Here is a 20,136-nt window from a genome sequence, read left to right as displayed (position 1 = left end):
CGGGTCAAAATGACTCGGTCTCTTTTTTGTTTTCAATAATAGGTTGTTTGATCAGGAGCAAGAAATGTTTTCAGATACTAATAGATTATGGTAATGTTAGAACAAATTTAGTTGTTCAGGGGGCAATGGCCCTAACCCACTAAAATCAATGCCGAGTAATTGCTTGAGTTCTAGTGCATTCGGAGCAGCATCACCGCCAGAATTATTGTTAAAGATGATACAAATTTCTTTGACATTTTTTTGGAATTTTTCAATTTCGTCTTTAAAAGCGTTTAATTCGTCTGTGTTATAGCGGTAGAGGGTTCTTTGTTTACGCCAATTCTTACCACTACTAAGCCAGCCCTGCTGATTGCGACCATGAAGACGGAACAATAATAATTCAGAGGTAGTGATGGCAGGATAAAATGGAATTGAAGCTGTCGTTTGTGCAGGTTCATCAATAGCGGCAAGGGTGTAACGTTCTTTTTGACAAAAGCTGACTAGCGAGTCAATGATCTCTGGAGAGTACCAACTTTGATTACGGAATTCTAAGGTTAACGGTAAATAGGGAAGTTGTTGGCGAAAATATCTCAGATAGTTGATGCTTTGTTTGGTAGCGCTAAAAAAAGGTGGAAATTGGCAGAGAATTGTTTTCAATTGTTGCTTATCAACTAGCGGTTGTACTGATTCTGCTAACTGCTGAAATCTTTCTTTCAACTGTACTGCATTTAATTGCTGACCTGGATGGCCAGTCAGAGCTTGATTAGCTTTAATAATAAATTGAAAGGAGGGCGGAACCTGCTGCTGCCATTTCTGGACAGTTGATAATTGTGGAATGCCATAAAAAAAAGTATCAAGCTCAACTGTTGGAAAATAAGCTGTGTATTCACCTAGTTTAACGGGTCTGTCTTGATTTCTAATCAAGGCATGATGTTCGCTCCAAGTGGTTAAACCGATTGTAATCATTGGTGCATTACTCCTTTCTAGTTTAATTCTTTTAATTTGGGAATACTGAAGCGATAAATTACTAAGGTATCTACTCTCTTGCTAATGAATCACTTTGTGAGTAGGTTATTTAAATAACTTGATAATTCAGAGGACTCAAGGGGCAATTGTCCTTGTAACCATTCCATAATAGTCCCGATCGTTCCAGAAATATAAAAAATTACCTCTGTTTTATTTTGGAAGTTCCGTTAAATAGGTTCTCTTTGGGGAACTTTTTTGTAAATAGTGCTTTTAGTTTAGATATAATTTGATCATCATAGCTGTTATCAATAAATAGTTTGAGAAAATGTTTGTTTTTTTGATATATAGGCAATCAGATTTTGCATCAAAGTAGTGAAATTAGCAGAATATGTGTTATCGAATAATTTTAACATGTTATCTATAAATTAATTCAATAATTGATCATATAGATTGTAAACATCTTTATAATACAGATGAAAAATATTTCTTCCAATATCTGCTGCAGAGATAAGCTTTGTTACTGTAACTTCTTTGAGCATTTTTTTTCGGACTCTCTTCATTTAAAACACCTCAACTGATTTTTTATAGATGCAAGATTAATAAAGGAGTCGTGATGAATGATAGGAATTCATGATACAGATCTCGATCTATAAGCATAATAGCTCACTTTAAGCATGGGGGACTAGAAATCAAGTTAAAAATGATGACAAGATTTTGGCTTTCTACATGTAGTATTAGATTATTCAGATACATTTTTAATTATATTGAACATCTGTTCATAAATAAACAAGTATTTAGGATTTAGTTATTTAATAGAGATTGCAGAATAAAAAATTTCAAGCGAATAATAAAAATTGATAATTGTCTGAACTATGTTTGTATTTTTTGAAAATGCTCAAAAGTTTTTAGGAGCTTGAGTATGAATTTAGTAAAGAGTCTTTGAAAGTTCATTTGAGAAGTAATTTTAGTCGTTTTCGATTATGCTTGTATATATAGAAAAAATTATCTTTTAGTATGGATAGGTAGAAAGTTTCGTATTGAAGATATAAAGGGGATGTCACTATGTGTACAAGTATTTCAGAGGTAGCTGCTGATGGCAGCCATGTACTTGCACGTACAATGGATTGGCCGCAACTGCTGAGTAGTTTATTGTTTGTTCCCCGTCAGTATCAATGGCATTCGGTTTTTGATGGCAAAAAGTATCACAACCGTTACGCAATAATTGGAGTTGGTCATGCCAGCAACAGTCAGGTGGATATTTCAGATGGTGCTAATGAATGTGGGCTCAGCATCCAGAAATTAACTTTTAAAAACGGAAGCAAACTATTAACGACTCCATCAACTGATAAGACTTCTTTGGCTCCGTTTGAACTTCCATTGTATCTGTTAGGACGATTCAAATCTGTAGCAGATATTGAACAACATTTGGATGAGATTCAATTAATGAACGGTAAAAAAGCAAAGAGACCATATGGGTACCCAGAATTGCACTATGCCGCAATGGATTTAACTGGGAGAGTTGTACTGTTAGAACCTGTGCAACAGCCAATGGAATTAATTGAAAATCCATTAGGAGTGGCAACAAATGTTTTTGATTTTAAACAACATCTTGAACGTTTAGAGGATTATTTGGAGTTTAAGCCTGGGGTGTTAGAGCAACCGTTTTTGTGTGATTTTTCACGAGTTAGTACTGGTCATTTTGCGGGTAAAAAAGTGCCATCAAGTTCATATACACCCGGAGCGCGGTTTGCCAGAGCTGCGTATTTCAGGGAAAGAATTGACATTCCGCAAAATGAAGCCGAGGCCGTTGTTAGCAGCTGGCATTTACTGAATACTGTGAGTGTCCCTAAAAGTAAGAACTATCAGCGTAATTATTCTGTGTATCGTTCTGCAGTTTGTTTAGAATCATTGACTTATTATTTTGAACCCTACAATAGGCTAGGCATTGTTACCTTAACTTTGACTGAAGAAATGCTTCATTGGAAAGAAACACATTTTTATCCTGTGGACGATCATTTAAAGACGACTGCGGTAATTGAAGACTAGTTGGTGATTACACAGTCTCAGTGGAAACTAATTAACGTTGATCAAAAAGTTAAAAAAAAAAGTTTAAAAAAATGTTCAAAACAGTTGAAATCGTTGCCAAATAGATTTAATATAATAAGTGAAGTTATTCACATGTAGAATAACTAAAAACATTGCATATTAATTAAAGCGTAGGAGGGAATTATCACATGGTAAAAGTAATGAAACCAAAAGCAAAAAAAGTATTGTCTGCTGAGGAAAAAGCGGCTTTGATGGATGAAGCACGAAAGTACACAGATGGCTTGGTCAATAAGGCTGTAAAAGCAGAGAAAGAATATTCTACTTTTACACAAGAACAGGTTGATAAAATTGTTGCTGCGGCCGCTCTAGCTGGATCTGAAGCAGCTTTGACACTTGCACATGAAGCTGTTGACGAGACGGGGCGCGGAGTTGTTGAAGATAAAGACACTAAAAATCGGTTTGCAACTGAAAACGTTTTTAATACTATTAAGAATGATAAAACAGTCGGTGTGATTCATGAAGATAAAGTTGCCGGTGAAATTCAAATTGCTGCTCCACTTGGAGTTTTAGCCGGAATTGTTCCGACTACTAATCCGACTTCTACCGCAATGTTCAAATCTTTACTATCATTAAAAACACGAAATGCGATTGTTTTTGCCTTTCATCCACAAGCGCAAAAATGTTCAGTCCATGCTGCTAAAATTTTATATGATGCAGCAGTTGCAGCAGGAGCACCAAGAGATATTATACAGTGGGTTGAAACACCATCGCTTTATAATACAACGGCTTTGATCCAGAATCCAAAGATCGCTTCTATTCTGGCCACTGGTGGTCCCGGAATGGTTAATGCCGCTTTGAAGTCAGGTAATCCATCAATGGGTGTTGGTGCTGGTAATGGGGCAGTTTTCGTTGATCATACTGCACATGTTGATCGTGCTGTTGAGGATTTACTTTTATCAAAGCGTTTTGATAATGGGATGATTTGTGCAACTGAAAACTCAGTTGTAGTTGAAGCAGCAATCTATGATCAATGGTTAGCAAAAATGGAAGAAAAGGGCTCATACGTTGTGCCGAAGAAAGACTATCAGAAGATAGCTGACTATGTTTTCAACGACAGGCACGGTGTCAACGGACCGGTTGCCGGAAGACCGGCGAAGTGGATTGCTGAACAGGCTGGCGTCAAGTTGCCACAAGGCAAAGATGTTATGTTGTTTGAACTTGATCCTAAGAATATCGGCGAAAAACTTTCTTCAGAGAAATTGTCACCATTACTGTCAGTCTACAAGGCCAAAAATCGGGAAGATGGGATTAAAATTGTTGCTGACCTTTTGAATTATCAAGGGGCTGGTCATAATGCAGCTATTCAAATTGGTTCTCAATCTGATCCATTCCTGACAGAGTTTGGAGATAAAACTAAAGCAGCTCGTATTTTGGTTAATCAACCAGATTCAATTGGCGGGATTGGAGATATCTATACTGATGCATTACGCGCAAGTCTGACTTTAGGTACAGGATCATGGGGGAAGAATTCATTGTCACATAACTTATCAACAAAAGATCTTTTGAATGTTAAGACAGTCGCTAAAAGGCGTAATCGTCCACAATGGGTACGGTTGCCAGAAAACATCTACTATGAAAAAAATGCCATTTCATATTTGCAGGATATTGAAAATATTACGAGAGCATTCGTCGTTGCTGATCCAGGGATGGTCAAATTCGGGTTTGTTGATAAAATTTATGAACAACTGGAAATTCGAGACGATGAAGTTAAAACATCAATTTACGGAACTGTTCGTCCTGACCCAACCTTAGGGCAAACAATTGAAATTGCAAAACAAATGCGTGATTTTCAACCAGATACAGTCATTGCAATTGGTGGTGGCTCTGCCTTGGATGCTTCAAAGATTGCACGCTTTATCTACGAGTATTCACTTGATCAAGAACCAGGTTTCTTGGATAGCTATGAAGCAGTGAGTGAGCTGTTTACTCGATTGCAGCAAAAGTTCATTGATATCCGTAAAAGAATTGTGAAATTCCATCACCAAACACATACTAAGTTAGTTGCAATTCCAACAACCTCTGGTACTGGTTCAGAAGTGACACCTTATGCCGTCATTACAGATGATAAGACACATGTTAAATATCCATTAACAGATTATGAACTGACACCTCAAGTTGCGATTGTTGATCCAGCATTCGTTATGACGGTTCCAAAGCGGACAGTTGCTTTGTCAGGTTTGGATACTTTATCACATGCCTTGGAGTCGTATGTTTCTGTTATGGCATCTGACTTCACTCGTCCATGGTCATTGCAAGCAATTAAACTTGTTTTTGAAAACTTGGAAAATTCATACAAATTTAATCCTAAGGAGCCAGATTTAGCAGGTGAGACAGCACGTGAAAATATGCATTATGCTGCAACTTTAGGTGGAATGGCTTTTGCCAATGCTTTCTTAGGTATCAATCACTCGATTGCTCATAAAACTGGTGGGGAATTTGGGTTACCACATGGCTTGGTTATTTCAATTGCGATGCAGCATGTGATTCGCTTTAATGGTGTTGCGGGAAGAGTAAAACGGACTCCATTCCCTCGCTATGAAGTTTACCGTGCTCAAAAGGACTATGCTGATGTTGCGCGTTACTTAGGCTTGAAAGGCAGAACTGATGCAGAGCTAGTTGAGGCTTTGTGCGATAAAATTGCAGGCTTGATGAAGGCTGTAGAGGTTGTACCTACATTGTCTGCTAACGGTGTGACGAAGCAACAATTTGACAGTGCACTTGATAAACTGGTTGATCTGATCTATAACGATCAATGCACACCAGCCAACCCAAGGCAACCACGTCTTGAGGAAATTCGTCAGATGCTGTTAGATCAATTTTAAGTTTTCGAAGAAATAGTATCCAAACAATAAAGGGTCTACGCAAAACTAACGTTTTGCGTAGACCCTTTTGTTGTTCTATTTTTTTTCAACACAAACCTCAAAGACTGAGAGTTAAAGATTGAGGAATAGTATCATGAAATTAATGAAATAAAAGATATAATGATTATTTCTCAATATAAGCTTCTTTGAAGTTAAAGGCTACTCCAGCTGTATTGTAAATAACACCCTTAACCTTGCTCTTCAACATTTGAGCTTGGGACAGTTGATACAGTGGAGCGACCCCTTGTTCTTTATTCAAGAGTTGTGATGCTTTGACTAAATCATTCCAACGTTTACTGGTATTGTTAACATCAGTTGTTTTTGAAGCTGTGATCAGTTTGTCATATTCTGAACTATCCCATTTACCGTTGTTATAGGAATTGCCTTTTGTGAATAGATCTAAGAAACTGATTGGATCTGAAAAATCTGCTCCCCAGCCAGAAACAACCACATCAAATTGTCCATTGGTAGAGCGAGTTATTCTTGTCTTCTTAGGAAGACTTAACACTGAGACGTCTGCACCAGGCAAATTAGTTTCTAATTGGCTTTGAAGATAAGTTGCAACATCCTTGTTAGCATCATCATCATCACCCAATAAAGAGAAACTTAATTTCTTAACAGCTAATTCCTTCAAGCCTTCTTTCCACAATTTTTGCGCTTTAGTTTTGTTGTAGCTAGTTCCAGCTGTTGTGGCGGCGTCTTTAGTAAAGTCCTGACCATTATAGCTTGCTAATCCCTTTGAAACAACGCTCTTGGACACAAGCGAGCCGTTGCCTAGTACTTTGTTAACTAATTGCTGACGGTCGATTGCATAAGAGATAGCTTCGCGAATTTTTTTGTTTTGAAATTCTTTTTTTGTTTGATTGAATTCTAAATAGTTTGTTCGTGACTGTTTTAAAGAAAGATATTCTTTATTGTTGCTCAGTTGTTTAGCCTGTTCCGCATTTAAATAAGTTTCGTCCAATTTGTTATCTTGATAAAGGTTGTATGAAGTCGTTGGGCTTTTAGTAACTTGGAAGGAGATATCATTTAATTTGACATTTTTCTTATCCCAGTAACTATTATTCTTAACTAACTTCCATTTTAAATTAGAACCAGTCCAGCCGGTCATTTTATAAGGCCCGTTGTAAACCATGTATTTAGCAGAGGTGCCATATTTTGAGCCAAATTTTTCAACTGCTTTTTGATTTTGTGGGAAGAATGGAGTGAAACCCATCAAAAGCTTAAAGTAGGGCAGTTTTTTGTCTAAAGTAACAACCAGCTTATAATTATTAATTGCCTTAACGCCAAGCTCGGATGTTGCTTTTTTCCCAGCCGTAACAGCGGCAGCATTTTTAATGCCCGCGAAGAGGTAAGCATATTCAGATGCTGTTTTAGGATCAATGGTTCTGCGCCAGGAATAGACAAAGTCTTTAGCAGTTACAGGTTCACCATTTGACCACTTACTATTTTTGCGCAAGGTAAAAGTATATTTTAGACCGTTATCAGATACTTGAGTTTTGGTAGCAAGTCCAGGTTCGATTTTGCTGTTTTTACCAAGGCGATAGAGGCCTTCAGTACTGTTACTGATCATATCGGAACTAACAGTATCAACAACTTTTGAGAGATCCAACGTCTGCAGCTCAGAAGGTTCTGACCACCGCAAGGTTTGTTTGGATGATGCTTGACCAGAGCTTTTAGAACCACATGCTCCAAGAGCTAGACTGCAAGCTGCAAAAACAACTGATGTAGATAAAACTTTTTTCCAATTCATATAAATTCCTCCTAAAGGGACGATCAACTCTTTAATATAACTGAAAAAAACACCCACCTGAGAATGCGCAGCAGGTGGGTGCCAGAGTTCGATATTTAACAACCCACCGCTTTGAAAAATGGTTTTTTCGCGCGATGGGTCTAATTTTTGGTTTCCTAAAAAGCCAAGACATTAGATGACACATCGCGCGTGCTAATAATGACTAGGCTAATAATTAAAATTACTGATAAACAAGAAATAGTGAAATTATGTAAACGCGTCATGGTCATCTAATCTCCCTTTTATTTTAAACTGACTAGCAGTTTTTTTAACGAATAGTTAAAGTATAGCCATTTAAAAAAAAAAATCAATAGCAAATTTTTTCTTAGATGTTATAGCAATATTAGTTAATATTAATTGTCATGATTATTTAACTTCTGGTTTCCTAACAAAGCAAAACGAAATCAAAGATTATCTATTAAAAAAAATCAAAATATATACATAATTTTTAAATTATTTTTTAGGATCAAGCAAGCAGTTACTTGCATATAAAAAATGGAAGTGCTATCTTAAAACTTGAAAGACAGTTGAACTGCGCAGAATCTATCTTTCAAAGATGCGTGATGTCGAATTGCAGTAAGTGAATTTAAATAATAATGGGGTGAGTATAGATGGCAGGAAGATTGGAAGGAAAAGTAGCGATTATTACCGGTGGAGTCGCAGGAATTGGTTTAGGAATTGCTGAATGTTATGTTCGTGAAGGCGCTAGTGTTGTGTTGACTGCTAATCATAATGTGAAAGGCGGGGAAACTGCTGTTCACAAATTTGGTTCAAAACAAGCGTTATTTGTTCAACAAGATGTTTCTAAGGAGAAAGATTGGCAAAAAGTTATTGAAGAAACATTAGCAAAGTTTCACAAATTAGACATCTTGGTAAATAATGCAGGTATTTGTGGAAATTTAGTTCCAATTGAAGAAGAGGAATTAAGTGACTGGCAAAAAGTTATCGATGTGAATTTAACAGGTAACTTTTTAGGCGTTAAGGCAGCAATCCAAGCAATGAAGCAGACAAATAATTCTAAAGGTTCAATTATAAATATTTCATCGGATGCCAGTTTAGTAGGCTTCCCTTTTGCACCAGCTTATTCACCAAGTAAGGGCGGTACAAGATTATTAGCTCATTCAGCGGCTCTTTCGTTAGCTCATCGAAAAATAGAAATCCGTGTTAATTCGGTTCATCCAGGTTGGATAGACACCCCGATGGTGCCAAAAGATATTTATGAGCAGATCATCCCTGAAATACCGGTAGGACATGTGGGAACTCCCCAAGATGTTGGGGAGTTGTGTGTTTACTTAGGCAGCGATGAGTCTGGTTACGTCACGGGTTCAGAATTTACAGTTGACGGTGGTATAAGGGCTTAAATAGCTCTTCGAATTTTCAATCAGAGATGAAAAATAGATGCTGGTTTTACAAAAAAAAAACAAAAAGATAAAAAAATCTTGACTTTTTATGTAGTTTAAAGAATAATATGCCTTAATATAATATATAGTTAAGATACGTTGAGAAGAAGGAACAGTAATATTGGCCCGTACAGAGAATATTCGCGATGGTGGAAGAATATCTGGTTGAGTGCTGTTTGTAGTCTTTGAGTAGCAGCAACGAAAAGTAAGCCTTTAGTTGTTGATGAGTGCACCCATTAAAGTGCCAATGCATCGCTCTTTTTGGGGCCGCGCATGAGAGATCAGAATTATAGTCTATTTTCAGACTACAGTTTTCTGGTAAAAAAGGTGGTACCGCGTTGAAAGCGTCCTTGGATTTAATTCAAGGACGCTTTTTTGTTGCGAAAATATGAAAGGAAGTCGAATTAAGATGTAAATTAAAATGAAAAAAATGAATAGAATATTTTATTATGAAAGGGTGTATTTTTATTATGAAAGAAAACAAATTGAGTTTTAGAGGAATAATTTTGATTGCATCACTGATTTTTGGCATGTTGTTTGGGGCAGGCAATCTTATTTTTCCAGTACATTTAGGGCAGTTGGCTGGACAGAACTGGTTGTTAGCATCATTAGGTTTTTTAGTAACTGGAACATTGATACCATTGATAGCATTGATAGCATTAGGAATTTCTAAGAGTCACGGATTATATGACTTTGGGGCGCCTGCTGGTAAAAAGTTTGCTGTGTTCTTCTTAATAATTACGCATTTATCTTTAGGACCTTTATTTGCAACACCACGGACAGCTTCAACTGCTTTTCAGTTATCATTTGCAAGTGTTTTACCAACGAAGTATCAAGGCTTAGGTCTGTTTTTCTTTTCTGCAATTTTCTTTTTTTTGGTGTATCTTTTTGCACAGAATGAAATACACCTTACGCGTTACATTGGTAAATGGTTGAATCCATTGTTTTTATTATTGCTAGCAATTATTTTTATTATTGGTATAAGCAAACCCATGGGGAGCTTGCAGCAAAATGTCACAGCTATTTATCAAACAGCACCATTTGCAAATGGTTTCTTAGAAGGATATAACACAATGGATGCTCTTGCAACACTTGCTTTTGGAGTAACAATTATAAAAGCACTTAACTTTTTGAAGATTACTCATCCGAAAAAGATTGCAGGATCCTTGATAAAAACAGGTATTCTGGCAATGAGTATTGAAGCGATTATCTATCTTGGATTGATAATGTTAGGAGCAGCAAGTTTAGGTCAATTTAAAATTTCCGCAAACGGTGGGATTGCACTGGGGCAGATCACCCAACATTACTTAGGTTCTTTTGGAACTGCATTCTTAGGAGTTATGGGAACGTTGGCTGTTTTTACAACGGCTTTAGGATTGGTAACTTCTTTTGCGCAAGATATGCATAGCATTTTTCCAAAGATCAAATACAATTTTTTCCTTATTTTCACAGTTGCTGCATCATTTTGCACGTCTAATCTAGGCTTGACCCAGATTATTGCCTGGGCTACACCGCTATTGATGTTTCTTTATCCATTAGCAATGGCTTTGATATTACTTTCATTGCTTACTTACTTCTTTAAACTGAATCCTATTATATACCGTCCCACATTGATTTTTACTAGTATTGCTGCGGTTTTAGACGGTATTAACGCTGCGCCAAAAGAACTAAGCAGCCTTTTTAGCGGCCTTTTAAGTGAATATCATCAATTTATACCATTTTCGGGAGTTGGGTTTGGATGGATATTGCCCACAGTAGCAGGGTTAGCACTGGGGATTTTGCTGCATTGGAAAAAAAGTACGGCTGAAAAAGCTTTAAACAAACGTAATGCAGCTTAAAACATGAAGGTCATTTGCGATTAAAAGATTGCAAATACTTTCCTTCGTTATCTCGACAGATGAGAGGGAGGTGCTGTAATACGCTGTTCAAGGTTGCAGATCAGTTAATTGGTGCCTGATTTCTAGAACTATGTGCCACTTACACAGAAGAACTTACCACTTGTACCAAAATAATTTACCCGCCATTCGAAATATGTTCTACTTAGAGTGTGAAAGGGATTGTCTATGAAGATAACAATTGATATTGATGGAAATTTGAAAGAAACAGAGGTCGTGATACACGCCCCAGAATATTCTCAAGAGATTATGCAGTTAAATGAGATGCTCCAAGCTAAGCAGAAAAGGTGTTCTCTTTTATTTTATAAAAAAGGAACAGAGTATTACATAAACGTTGATGATATTCTGTTCTTTGAAACAAATGCTCGTCAAATTCACGCACATACGGAAGATGATGTTTATGTGGTCAAGTATCGTTTATATGAGTTGGAAGATATTTTGTCGGATGAATTCATGCGTGTGTCGAAATCAACTATTCTGAACACAAATAAAATATTTTCATTGACTCACTCTGTTTCTAATAGCCTTATCCAATTTCAAAATTCACATAAGCAGATCTATGTTTCTAGAAAATACTACAAATTATTGAGGAAACGGTTAGAAGAAAAGGAGGAAAATTTATGAAAAAGCAAAGATGGTTTTGGGGAATATTTTTCTTATTGAGTGCATTTTTGTTGGTTGCTGGTCAAATGGGATGGATTAGTGGACAAATTAGTTTTTGGAGTGTTATTATTACACTTTTCTTAGTTGCAGCGTTTGTTCAGAGCGTGGTTCACAGAACTGTTCCAGGAATGGTTTTTTCGATCGCTTTTTTATGCATGCTCTATGCGGAACCTCTGGGAATTAAACATTTGGTTCCATGGACAATACTTGGATCAGCGGTGTTGTTAAGTATTGGCTTTTCACTCTTATTTCACCAGGGGATGAGTTTTGGAAAAAAGAAGCACGGATATACGTTTGACAAAACATCGGCAACAAAAGATGATTCTCATGTCCGCCTCAGCGGCAATATGAATTCAAGTGTCCAGTATGTACAGTCTCAAAATTTCAGACAAGCAGATGTTGATGCATATGCATCTGGGATGAAGATTTATTTTGACAATGCAACGATTGAAGAAGACGGTGCAGCAATCAACATAAATGCTGCATACAGTGGGGTTGAATTCTATATTCCGAAAACATGGAAATTAAAAAAACAAGTGGCCTCTTTCTTGAGCGGGATAGAAGAAAAGGGAAGGCCCAACGTTGGAGAAGGACCGACTGTTTTTTTAAAGGGTAATTTAAAATTAAGCGGTTTGGTGATTCATTATATCTAAAGAGTGTTTTTAATTATAATTTATAAAAAACTAGTGGTTATCATATGAAACATCTTCAAGGTCGGAATAAAAACTTTGAGGATGTTTTTTATTTTGTAGAAAGAGGAGTGTGCCAGGATTTGCTAACCTTGAGCATTAATTGAATTGTGAACAAAGTTTGGCTTTGAATATTGATTCATGGCTAAAAAAAATGCTAACTTGTATAATACAAGACTCAAGGAGAAGATTAGTTAAATATAACTTTTAACGCAGGCTTAACTATAATGTGCTTAATGGGATTAAGCAGTTTAGCTTTTAATCTGAATTAATGGAGAAAGACGGATTAGGAGAGAAAATAACGAGCTTTTTTGCTTGTTTTTGTAATTAAAAAATAAGATGGTTGTGTTTGTGGTAATGTGATTAAATATAGTTAAACACTCTAAGGGAGATTAGTTCATGAAAAAAGCTCGTTTTAAAGTCAGAGATGCGCTGGAAGAGTTGCTCAACGGTGGTCATCAGGACATATCAACTGAAGAAATTGCGAAAGCTGCAGGACTCACACGCGGTGTAACTAGCTCATATTTATCTCAATTGCGTAAAGATGGTTTGGTCATTAAATATGGAACTAAGCCTATTTATTGGAAAATAAAAGAGAACACAGATGTTTTTTCAAAATTTATAGGTTCATCAGGTAGTTTAAGGAAAGTCATCGAATCTTCTAAATCATCAGTTGTTTATCCGCCTAGCGGTTTCCCGTTGATTATCACAGGTCCTTCGGGTACAGGTAAAAGTTATCTTGCATCCCTTATATATAAATATGCGCACCAGAAGCATGTTATCGCCGAATCTGCAAAATTTGTTGTGTTAAATTGTGCTGACTATGCGAATAATCCGGAACTTCTTTCTTCAGTTCTATTCGGTTACAAAAAAGGTGCATTTACTGGAGCTGAAAAAGATACTGCTGGTTTGGTTGAACAAGCAGATGGTGGTTATCTTTTTCTAGATGAGATTCACCGGTTACCAATAGAGAGTCAGGAAAAATTATTTACCCTGCTTGATACTGGTTATTATTATCCATTGGGAGAGAGCAAAGAAGCACGTCAGGTTCATATCCGTTTTATTTTTGCCACAACAGAGAAATTAGATAACTATCTCCTGCAAACATTTAGGAGACGAGTACCTTTGAAGCTTGAACTGCCATCTTTTTCTAAAAGGCCTCTATTCGAGAGATATCAAATTATACTTCATTTCTTTTATCAAGAAGCTGTTTCTATTCAGCGTGATTTGAAAATTGCCTATGGTATTCTCAGATCACTAGTCGCTATTTCCTCAGCGGGTAATATTGGTACCATTCAAAATAAAGTAAAGTTAATGTGTGCTGATGCGTATCGTAATGATAATAGTAAGCGACACTGCATAACGATCGATAATAAAAAGGTTTTCTTGGAAGAGTATGTTCTCCTTGAGTATCAAAAAGTCGAGAATTTTGAACCAGTAATGTCCGTTGGCGATAAGCAGGAAGTTTTAAAACTTATTAGTGTTTTGAAGAAAAATGAACATCAAAATGCGCCCATTTCAGATAATGTTTTAGAAATCCAAAGTTTTTTACATGATATGAAACAGGCAGTTCTTAATATTGACTTAGATGAGAAAATGGCCGGTGTAATGGCAAAAAGAGTAAAAAAAGTAATTATTTTTTTAAGGCATCGCTATGGATTGAATCTTAATATTTCAGATAGTGATGTGAGAACTTTAACGCAGTTTTTGGATGTGATGATCCATTTTTCTGAGCAGCTTAATTTGAACGACATCGAAAGCTTGGTACGATCTGTCAAAAAAAGATATCCACGAACAACATATCTAGCAGTACTTGCTACACAGCAACTAAATTTTAAGGAAATACCTCAAAATTTAGTTACCTTGGCGATGGTTTTCTTGATTTTTGCACCTAAAGTAAATGACATCGAGAAAATAGATATGTTAGCAATCATTGTGTCGCATGGAGAAACAATGGCGGCCAGCATCCAGAGTATTGTTAATAATTTGTGTGGTAATTATATTTTTGAAAGCTTCGATATGCCAATTGAAACTTCAATGTTGGATATTAGTAAAAAAATCGGTAATTTTATCAATCAGCAGTCTCAAACATATAAGGGAACGATTTTGATGTTTGATATGGGATCTTTGAGTCAGATGTATAAAGAGATAAAGCCATTGCTTTCCTCAGATTTATTGGTTATCAATAATGTGACAACAGCGACAGCACTGGATATAGGCCTTCAAATACAACAAAATAATCAATTTAAAGAAATTGCCGAAAAGGCAGAATCATATCGAGATGTTATCAGTACACAATATTATGAGGGATTATCGCAGAAACAAAATATTATTGTCTCGTGTATGTCAGGTGAGGGACTTTCTAAGGAAATCAAAAATATTATAAAGAAAGTTTCTCAAACCGACACTGATATCATAACGATGGATTATAAAGACCTGAAAAATTCTTTGGACAATCACGATCACGAATACTTTCGGAACACAAAGGTAATTCTCACTACCACAGATATTCCACAGCATACGGCAACCTCAATTATTAACATTTACGATATTATGGATAAACCGGGTACCCAAAAGCTCTATGCTTTGCTAAAAGAACTTGGAGAAAGTGATCAAAATATTAATGCTTTGATCGAAGAGCTACTGAAATTTTTCACGATTGAGGGCATTGGGGATAGGTTAGAGTTTTTAAATCCAGAAGTTGTGATAAAAGAAGTTCAGAAAATTACCAGCAAGTATGAAAAGTACTATCATTTGAGTTTAAGCGGGAAAATAAAATTGAATTTGTATATGCATATTTCTTTAATGCTTGAAAGAACATTGGTTTCAAATAATTCCAGTAACAAAGGACATACTATCCATGAACAGATGTCAGAAGCTCAATTAGAATTTTATTCAGTTTCAAAGAATATTTTTCATGATGCTGAAGTGAAGTACAATATTACGGTGAATGATTATGAGATATCATTGATGTACGAGCTGCTAAGACCGCTGATAGTTGATTGAATGTGCTTAAACAAGTGCTCAAAAATGAGTGCTTGTTTCTTTTTTTTGCTCAAAAAAGTTGAATTGAAGCTTTTTGTAAAAGTTGGCACGGAAGTTGCTATGTAATAATTATGAGAAAGAAGAATAGAAAGGGATGGTTTTGTGAACAAGTATTTGATTGCAACACACGGTGAGCTGGCAAAAGGAATTAAAAGTACAATTGAACTTTTTGCAGGGCAGGAGCAGCCAATTAGTTATATTTCTGCCTATACAGACGGTACAAAGGATTTAGATGAAGAATTAAATGGTTTCTTCGATGGATTAAATGATGAAGATAGTGCAGTAATCTTTACTGACCTGTATGGCGGCAGTGTCAATCAAAAAGTGAGCGTTATGGCTGCTGGACGAAAAAACATCTTTATTATCACTGGATTTAATTTGCCTGTTATTTTGGAGACTGTGTTGGGACAAGCAAAGATTACACAAGATTTTATTGAAAGTGTGATCAAAAAGGGAAAAGATAATTTAAAACAAGTTCAGTTACAGTCGGATATTGATGAGAATGAACAAGATTTTTTTGAGTAAGCAAATATAATAAAAAAATAAATTTAGGGAGAGATTAAAATGATTCAAGCTTTAAGAGTAGATGAAAGACTTATTCATGGACAAATCGCGATGGTATGGTCAAGAGCACTTGACCTAGATGGTATTGTAGTTGCTAATGATGAAACCGCTGGCAATGAAACGCAAAAGATGGCGCTTAAGATGGCGGTTCCTACAGGAATTAAAGTTATTATCAAAACAATTGATGGTGCGATCAATTTGCTAAATGATCCTCGTGCCGGAAAGATGAAGTTACTTGTCTTAGTGAGGACAATTGCGGATGCAAAGGTATTGGCGGAAAGTATCTCAGGTATTAACTATGTCAATATTGGCAATGTGGGCAAGTCTGTTCAAGGAGATAAAACGACTCTAACTCAATTTGTAATGCTAACAAACCAAGAAATAGAAAGTCTTAAGGAATTGGTAAAGATCTATCCAGATACTGCACTTCAGAATTTGCCAGATGATAAAAAAGAATTAGCAAGCAGTGCTTTGAAAAAATTGAGTTTGTAAGGAGGAAGCAAACATGTTGTATCAAGCTATAATAGTTGCCCTGATAGTATGGCTCACGGTAGGTGGTCAAGAACTGCTTGGGTTTACTCAATTGGGGAGACCAATCGTTATTGGTCCGCTTGTTGGATTAGCACTAGGAGACTTAAAAACAGGTTTATTGTTGGGAGCGGCACTTGAAACAATCTTTATGGGTGTTGTTAACATTGGGGGTGCCAGTTCGGCTGAACCAGGATTGGCAAGTGCTTTAGCCGTAGCTTTTGCAATCAATTTACACGGTGGATTGGGTGTTGCTTTGCCTATCGCAATTCCAATCGGAATCATTGGATTACAGATTAAGACATTAATTTATGTATTATTTGTTGGCCCATTTGCCAGCAGATTCGATACATTGGCTAAACAAGGCAATCAAAAACAAATAGTTGCACTGCATTATGGATTGTGGGCCTCACAGTGGTTTATTTATTCATTAATTCCGTTTTTCGCCATTCTTTTTGGATCAACAGCTACGCAGGAAATTTTAAATATGATTCCTAAAACGATCGTCAATGGGCTTACGGTTGCTGGGAATCTGCTACCCGCCGTTGGGATGGCAATGTTAATGAAAATTTTATGGCAGAACAATATTTCAGTATATTATTTTTTAGGCTTCTTAATCGTTGCATACTTCCAGGTTCCACTGATTGCAGTTGCGGTTATGGCAATTGTAATTGGAGTTGTAAGCGGCCAGCGTGATTTCGAAATGCATCAGCTGAACAAAAAAGCAACCGAACAAAAAGCATTAGCAGCAGCAAACGTTCAAAATGCGCAGGTAGCTGGAGCAGGAAATGATATAGAAGATGATGATTTCTTTGATTAGTGGAGGAAAAAAAGATGGCAAACAATACTTTAAGTAAAGATGAACAAAAATTATTACATCAAATGTACTGGCGTTCTTTTATGTTGTATTCATCTGTAACACCAGCAAAACAAGGTGCTTCAGGTTTTGAATATTCAATGCTTCCATTTATCAATTATTTTTATAAGGATTCTGAAGATAAAAAAGAAGCTATGGTTCGTCAAATGTCCTATTTTAATACTAATTTAGCCATGAGCCCATTCATTATGGGAATTACAGCATCAATGGAAAAAGAAAACGCAACTAAGAAAGATTTTAATGCGGACTCTATTAATGCCATAAAAACTAGTTTGATGGGTCCATTAGCAGGAATAGGTGATTCAGTTTTCTGGGGTGTGTTAAAAGCAATTGCGGCTGGTGTTGCCATTAGCTTAGCCAAATCTGGTAACTTCCTCGCACCGATTATTTTCTTGCTGATCTTTAATATACCGGTTCAAGCTGTTCGGTGGTATGGCGGTAAATTAGGTTACACATTGGGTTCAACCTATATTTCGAAGCTTTATGAAAATGGCCTTATCAATATTTTGACTAAAGCTGCAAGTATCGTGGGATTGATCATGGTTGGAGCTATGACAAATCAAATGGTACTGTTCAAGGTCAAGTGGAATATGGTAATGGCTGGGAAGACTGTTTTAAAGACTCAAGTAATGCTTGATCAGATTTTTAAAGGGTTAGTCCCATTACTAATTACTTTGCTGTGCTTTTATCTATTGAAGAAAAAGAATATTTCAATCAATTATCTGATATTTGGAATAATTATTTTAGGAATTGTTGTTTCGCTACTCGGGATTGCTTAAGGAGTGCATAATAGTGGAAAAAGAATGGTGGAAAAAAGCAGTCATTTATCAAGTCTATCCCAAAAGCTTTTTAGACACTAATGGAGACGGGATAGGCGATATCAAGGGGATCGAAAAAAAATTAGACTATCTTGTTGAATTAGGAATCGATGCCATTTGGATAAGCCCAGTTTATTTATCGCCACAAATCGATAACGGATATGATATTACAGATTATCGTAAAATTGATCCAATGTTCGGCGACAACCACGATATCTATCATCTGATTGACAAAGCACATGAATACGGGATAAAGATTATTATGGATATGGTTGCTAATCATACATCAGATCAAAGTGTTTGGTTTCAGGAAAGCCGCAAATCAAAGGATAATTTCTTTAGTGACTTTTATGTTTGGCGTGATGCCAAAGAAGATGGGAGCGAACCAAATAACTGGGGCTCAAACTTTGGAGGCTCCGCGTGGGAATGGGATCAAAATCGTAAACAGTATTATTTACATTATTACGCGAAACAGCAGCCTGACTTGAATTGGGAGAATCCAAGGGTACGGCAGTATATCTATGATATGATGCGCTTCTGGAAGGCAAAAGGTGTCGATGGTTGGAGGATGGATGTAGTTACATCTATTTCTAAAGATCTGCATTTTCCAGATAATCCTAATCCGCATGGAAAGCCATATGTTGTGGGAAATCAAAATAACGGTCCGCGGATGCATGAGTTCATACATGAAATGAATCAGGAAGTTTTGAAACCATTCTCAATGATGAGTGTAGGAGAGTCGCCTGATTCAACTAGTCAGGATGCAACTTTGTTAGTTGATCCAGAACGTGAAGAGCTTGATATGATCTTTACCTTTGAACACATGCATGTCGATCGTGCACAGAGTGGTGTAAATGGACGTTGGGATATTCAAAAAATGGATCTGATAAAACTAAAGAAAATTTTGTCTTCTTGGCAGATAAATTTAAGAGGTCATGGATGGAATGCATTATATTTTGAGAATCATGATCGGGCCCGGGTCACCTCGCGCTGGGGAAATGATAAAAAATACAGATATGAGAGTGCGACGGCTTTTGCAACCATTTTGCATGGATTACAAGGGACACCTTTTGTTTATCAAGGCGAAGAAATCGGCATGACAAATCCAGATTTTGAAATCGAAGATTACGAGGATATCGAGCTTCTGGACAATTATCGTGAACTCGTACTTGAACAAAAAACGATTTCGAAGGAAGCGTTCCTCAAGGCAGCTCGTAAAATAAGTCGCGACAATGCTCGGACTCCTATGCAATGGAATGAGACTGATAACGCTGGCTTTACGACTGGAGCTCCTTGGTTTAAGCTTAACCCAGACCATAAAGAAGTTAATGTGGAAGATGATCGAAAAAAAGACACATCTGTTTTTAAGTACTATCAGACTTTGATTAGGCTCAGGCACGAATGTAAAATTTTAACAGAAGGTTCTTACGAACTGCTTTATCCAGAAGATCCAAATGTTTTCACATATAAAAGGATGTTGGATGGGGAAACTTGGTTGATAGTTGTTAATTTGAGTGATACCCAATTTGAATTGAGTGATTACTTGCCGCAAGTGCTGAAAAAAGAGACTCTGATAATTGCTAATTATCGGGATCGAACCAATACAGATGGCCTTTTGAGACCTTGGGAAAGTTTAATTCTAGCGATTTCTTGATGGATTAATTCTTAAAAATGTGCCAAAAATCGGGAAGGATTAAGTAACGAGTTCAGCTAGTGAGTGCAATCTGGTTCCGACTATGATTAATTTATTGTTAGGTGGAAAAACGTTCTTGGAATGCGAATATATTAATGCTGAAAATTAAAATTAATTTTTAGATGGAGTTTAACTGTACTTTATCGTGTTTGCGATACTTTTTATGCCCTAGCTAAAAGAAAAAGGAGAAAGTGAGATTTCATGTATACACATTATGTAGCATTGGGGGACAGTATAACAGATAATAGGACCCCATATGC

At 36.5% G+C, this 20,136-nt stretch carries 15 protein-coding genes; 12 read left to right on the top strand and 3 right to left on the bottom strand.

From position 1 onward, the window contains the following. Positions 1 to 96: 96 nt before the first annotated feature. Both FC19_RS08960 and FC19_RS11915 read right to left on the bottom strand, forming a co-directional pair. Positions 97 to 945 carry a DUF72 domain-containing protein gene (locus FC19_RS08960; RefSeq protein WP_057876632.1) on the bottom strand — a complete coding sequence of 283 codons (849 nt, stop codon included), beginning with the start codon at positions 943 to 945 and terminating at the stop codon, positions 97 to 99. 425 nt (positions 946 to 1,370) lie between these two features. Then, positions 1,371 to 1,505: a hypothetical protein gene (locus tag FC19_RS11915; RefSeq protein WP_268872818.1), complete on the bottom strand. Its 135-nt coding sequence runs from the start codon at positions 1,503 to 1,505 to the stop codon at positions 1,371 to 1,373. 502 nt (positions 1,506 to 2,007) lie between these two features. Here FC19_RS11915 and FC19_RS08955 point away from each other — a divergent pair. Next, positions 2,008 to 2,991 (top strand): linear amide C-N hydrolase, encoded by a 984-nt coding sequence (locus FC19_RS08955; protein ID WP_057876631.1) that lies wholly within the window; start codon positions 2,008 to 2,010, stop codon positions 2,989 to 2,991. A gap of 200 nt (positions 2,992 to 3,191) precedes the next feature. Further along, positions 3,192 to 5,873, top strand: coding sequence for a bifunctional acetaldehyde-CoA/alcohol dehydrogenase (gene adhE / locus FC19_RS08950; RefSeq protein WP_235809360.1), 2,682 nt, complete (start codon positions 3,192 to 3,194; stop codon positions 5,871 to 5,873). A gap of 163 nt (positions 5,874 to 6,036) precedes the next feature. Here adhE and FC19_RS08945 read toward each other — a convergent pair whose 3' ends face one another. Continuing rightward, a complete protein-coding gene (locus FC19_RS08945) occupies positions 6,037 to 7,665 on the bottom strand; it encodes a peptide ABC transporter substrate-binding protein (protein WP_057876629.1) in 1,629 nt (542 codons plus the stop codon). Positions 7,666 to 8,315: 650 nt separating this feature from the next. On the opposite strand from FC19_RS08945, the gene FC19_RS08940 reads away from it, so the two are divergent. The 10 genes from FC19_RS08940 (at position 8,316) to FC19_RS08895 (ending at position 19,837) form a co-directional block, all read left to right on the top strand. Then, complete coding sequence (locus FC19_RS08940) at positions 8,316 to 9,065, top strand: glucose 1-dehydrogenase (protein ID WP_057876628.1); 750 nt, start codon at positions 8,316 to 8,318, stop codon at positions 9,063 to 9,065. A 509-nt stretch (positions 9,066 to 9,574) separates the two neighbouring features. Further along, entirely contained in the window at positions 9,575 to 10,942 is a 1,368-nt protein-coding gene (gene brnQ, locus FC19_RS08935) for a branched-chain amino acid transport system II carrier protein (protein WP_057876627.1), read from the top strand. Between the two features lie 225 nt (positions 10,943 to 11,167). Further along, positions 11,168 to 11,623, top strand: a complete 456-nt coding sequence (locus FC19_RS08930; RefSeq protein ID WP_057876626.1) for a LytTR family DNA-binding domain-containing protein — start codon at positions 11,168 to 11,170, stop codon at positions 11,621 to 11,623. Beyond that, positions 11,620 to 12,315, top strand: a complete 696-nt coding sequence (locus FC19_RS08925; RefSeq protein WP_057876625.1) for a LiaF transmembrane domain-containing protein — start codon at positions 11,620 to 11,622, stop codon at positions 12,313 to 12,315. The genes FC19_RS08930 and FC19_RS08925 overlap by 4 nt, the downstream gene beginning before the upstream one ends. A 435-nt stretch (positions 12,316 to 12,750) precedes the next feature. Further along, positions 12,751 to 15,357, top strand: coding sequence for a sigma 54-interacting transcriptional regulator (locus FC19_RS08920; RefSeq protein ID WP_057876624.1), 2,607 nt, complete (start codon positions 12,751 to 12,753; stop codon positions 15,355 to 15,357). Positions 15,358 to 15,498: 141 nt separating this feature from the next. Beyond that, positions 15,499 to 15,921, top strand: coding sequence for a PTS sugar transporter subunit IIA (locus FC19_RS11865; protein ID WP_057876623.1), 423 nt, complete (start codon positions 15,499 to 15,501; stop codon positions 15,919 to 15,921). Positions 15,922 to 15,960: 39 nt separating this feature from the next. After that, positions 15,961 to 16,452, top strand: coding sequence for a PTS sugar transporter subunit IIB (locus tag FC19_RS11860; protein WP_057876622.1), 492 nt, complete (start codon positions 15,961 to 15,963; stop codon positions 16,450 to 16,452). 13 nt (positions 16,453 to 16,465) lie between these two features. Further along, positions 16,466 to 17,308, top strand: coding sequence for a PTS mannose/fructose/sorbose/N-acetylgalactosamine transporter subunit IIC (locus FC19_RS08905; protein ID WP_057876621.1), 843 nt, complete (start codon positions 16,466 to 16,468; stop codon positions 17,306 to 17,308). Between the two features lie 14 nt (positions 17,309 to 17,322). After that, positions 17,323 to 18,144, top strand: a complete 822-nt coding sequence (locus FC19_RS08900) for a PTS system mannose/fructose/sorbose family transporter subunit IID (RefSeq protein WP_057876620.1) — start codon at positions 17,323 to 17,325, stop codon at positions 18,142 to 18,144. A gap of 13 nt (positions 18,145 to 18,157) precedes the next feature. Next, positions 18,158 to 19,837, top strand: coding sequence for a glycoside hydrolase family 13 protein (locus FC19_RS08895; RefSeq protein WP_057876619.1), 1,680 nt, complete (start codon positions 18,158 to 18,160; stop codon positions 19,835 to 19,837). Positions 19,838 to 20,136: the final 299 nt, after the last annotated feature.

Origin of the sequence: Liquorilactobacillus aquaticus DSM 21051, assembly GCF_001436755.1 — a bacterium.
In the GTDB taxonomy this organism is placed as follows: Bacteria; Bacillota; Bacilli; order Lactobacillales; family Lactobacillaceae; genus Liquorilactobacillus; species Liquorilactobacillus aquaticus.
Note: the sequence above shows the minus strand (reverse complement) of the source record. Positions and strands in the feature narration are given on the sequence as shown.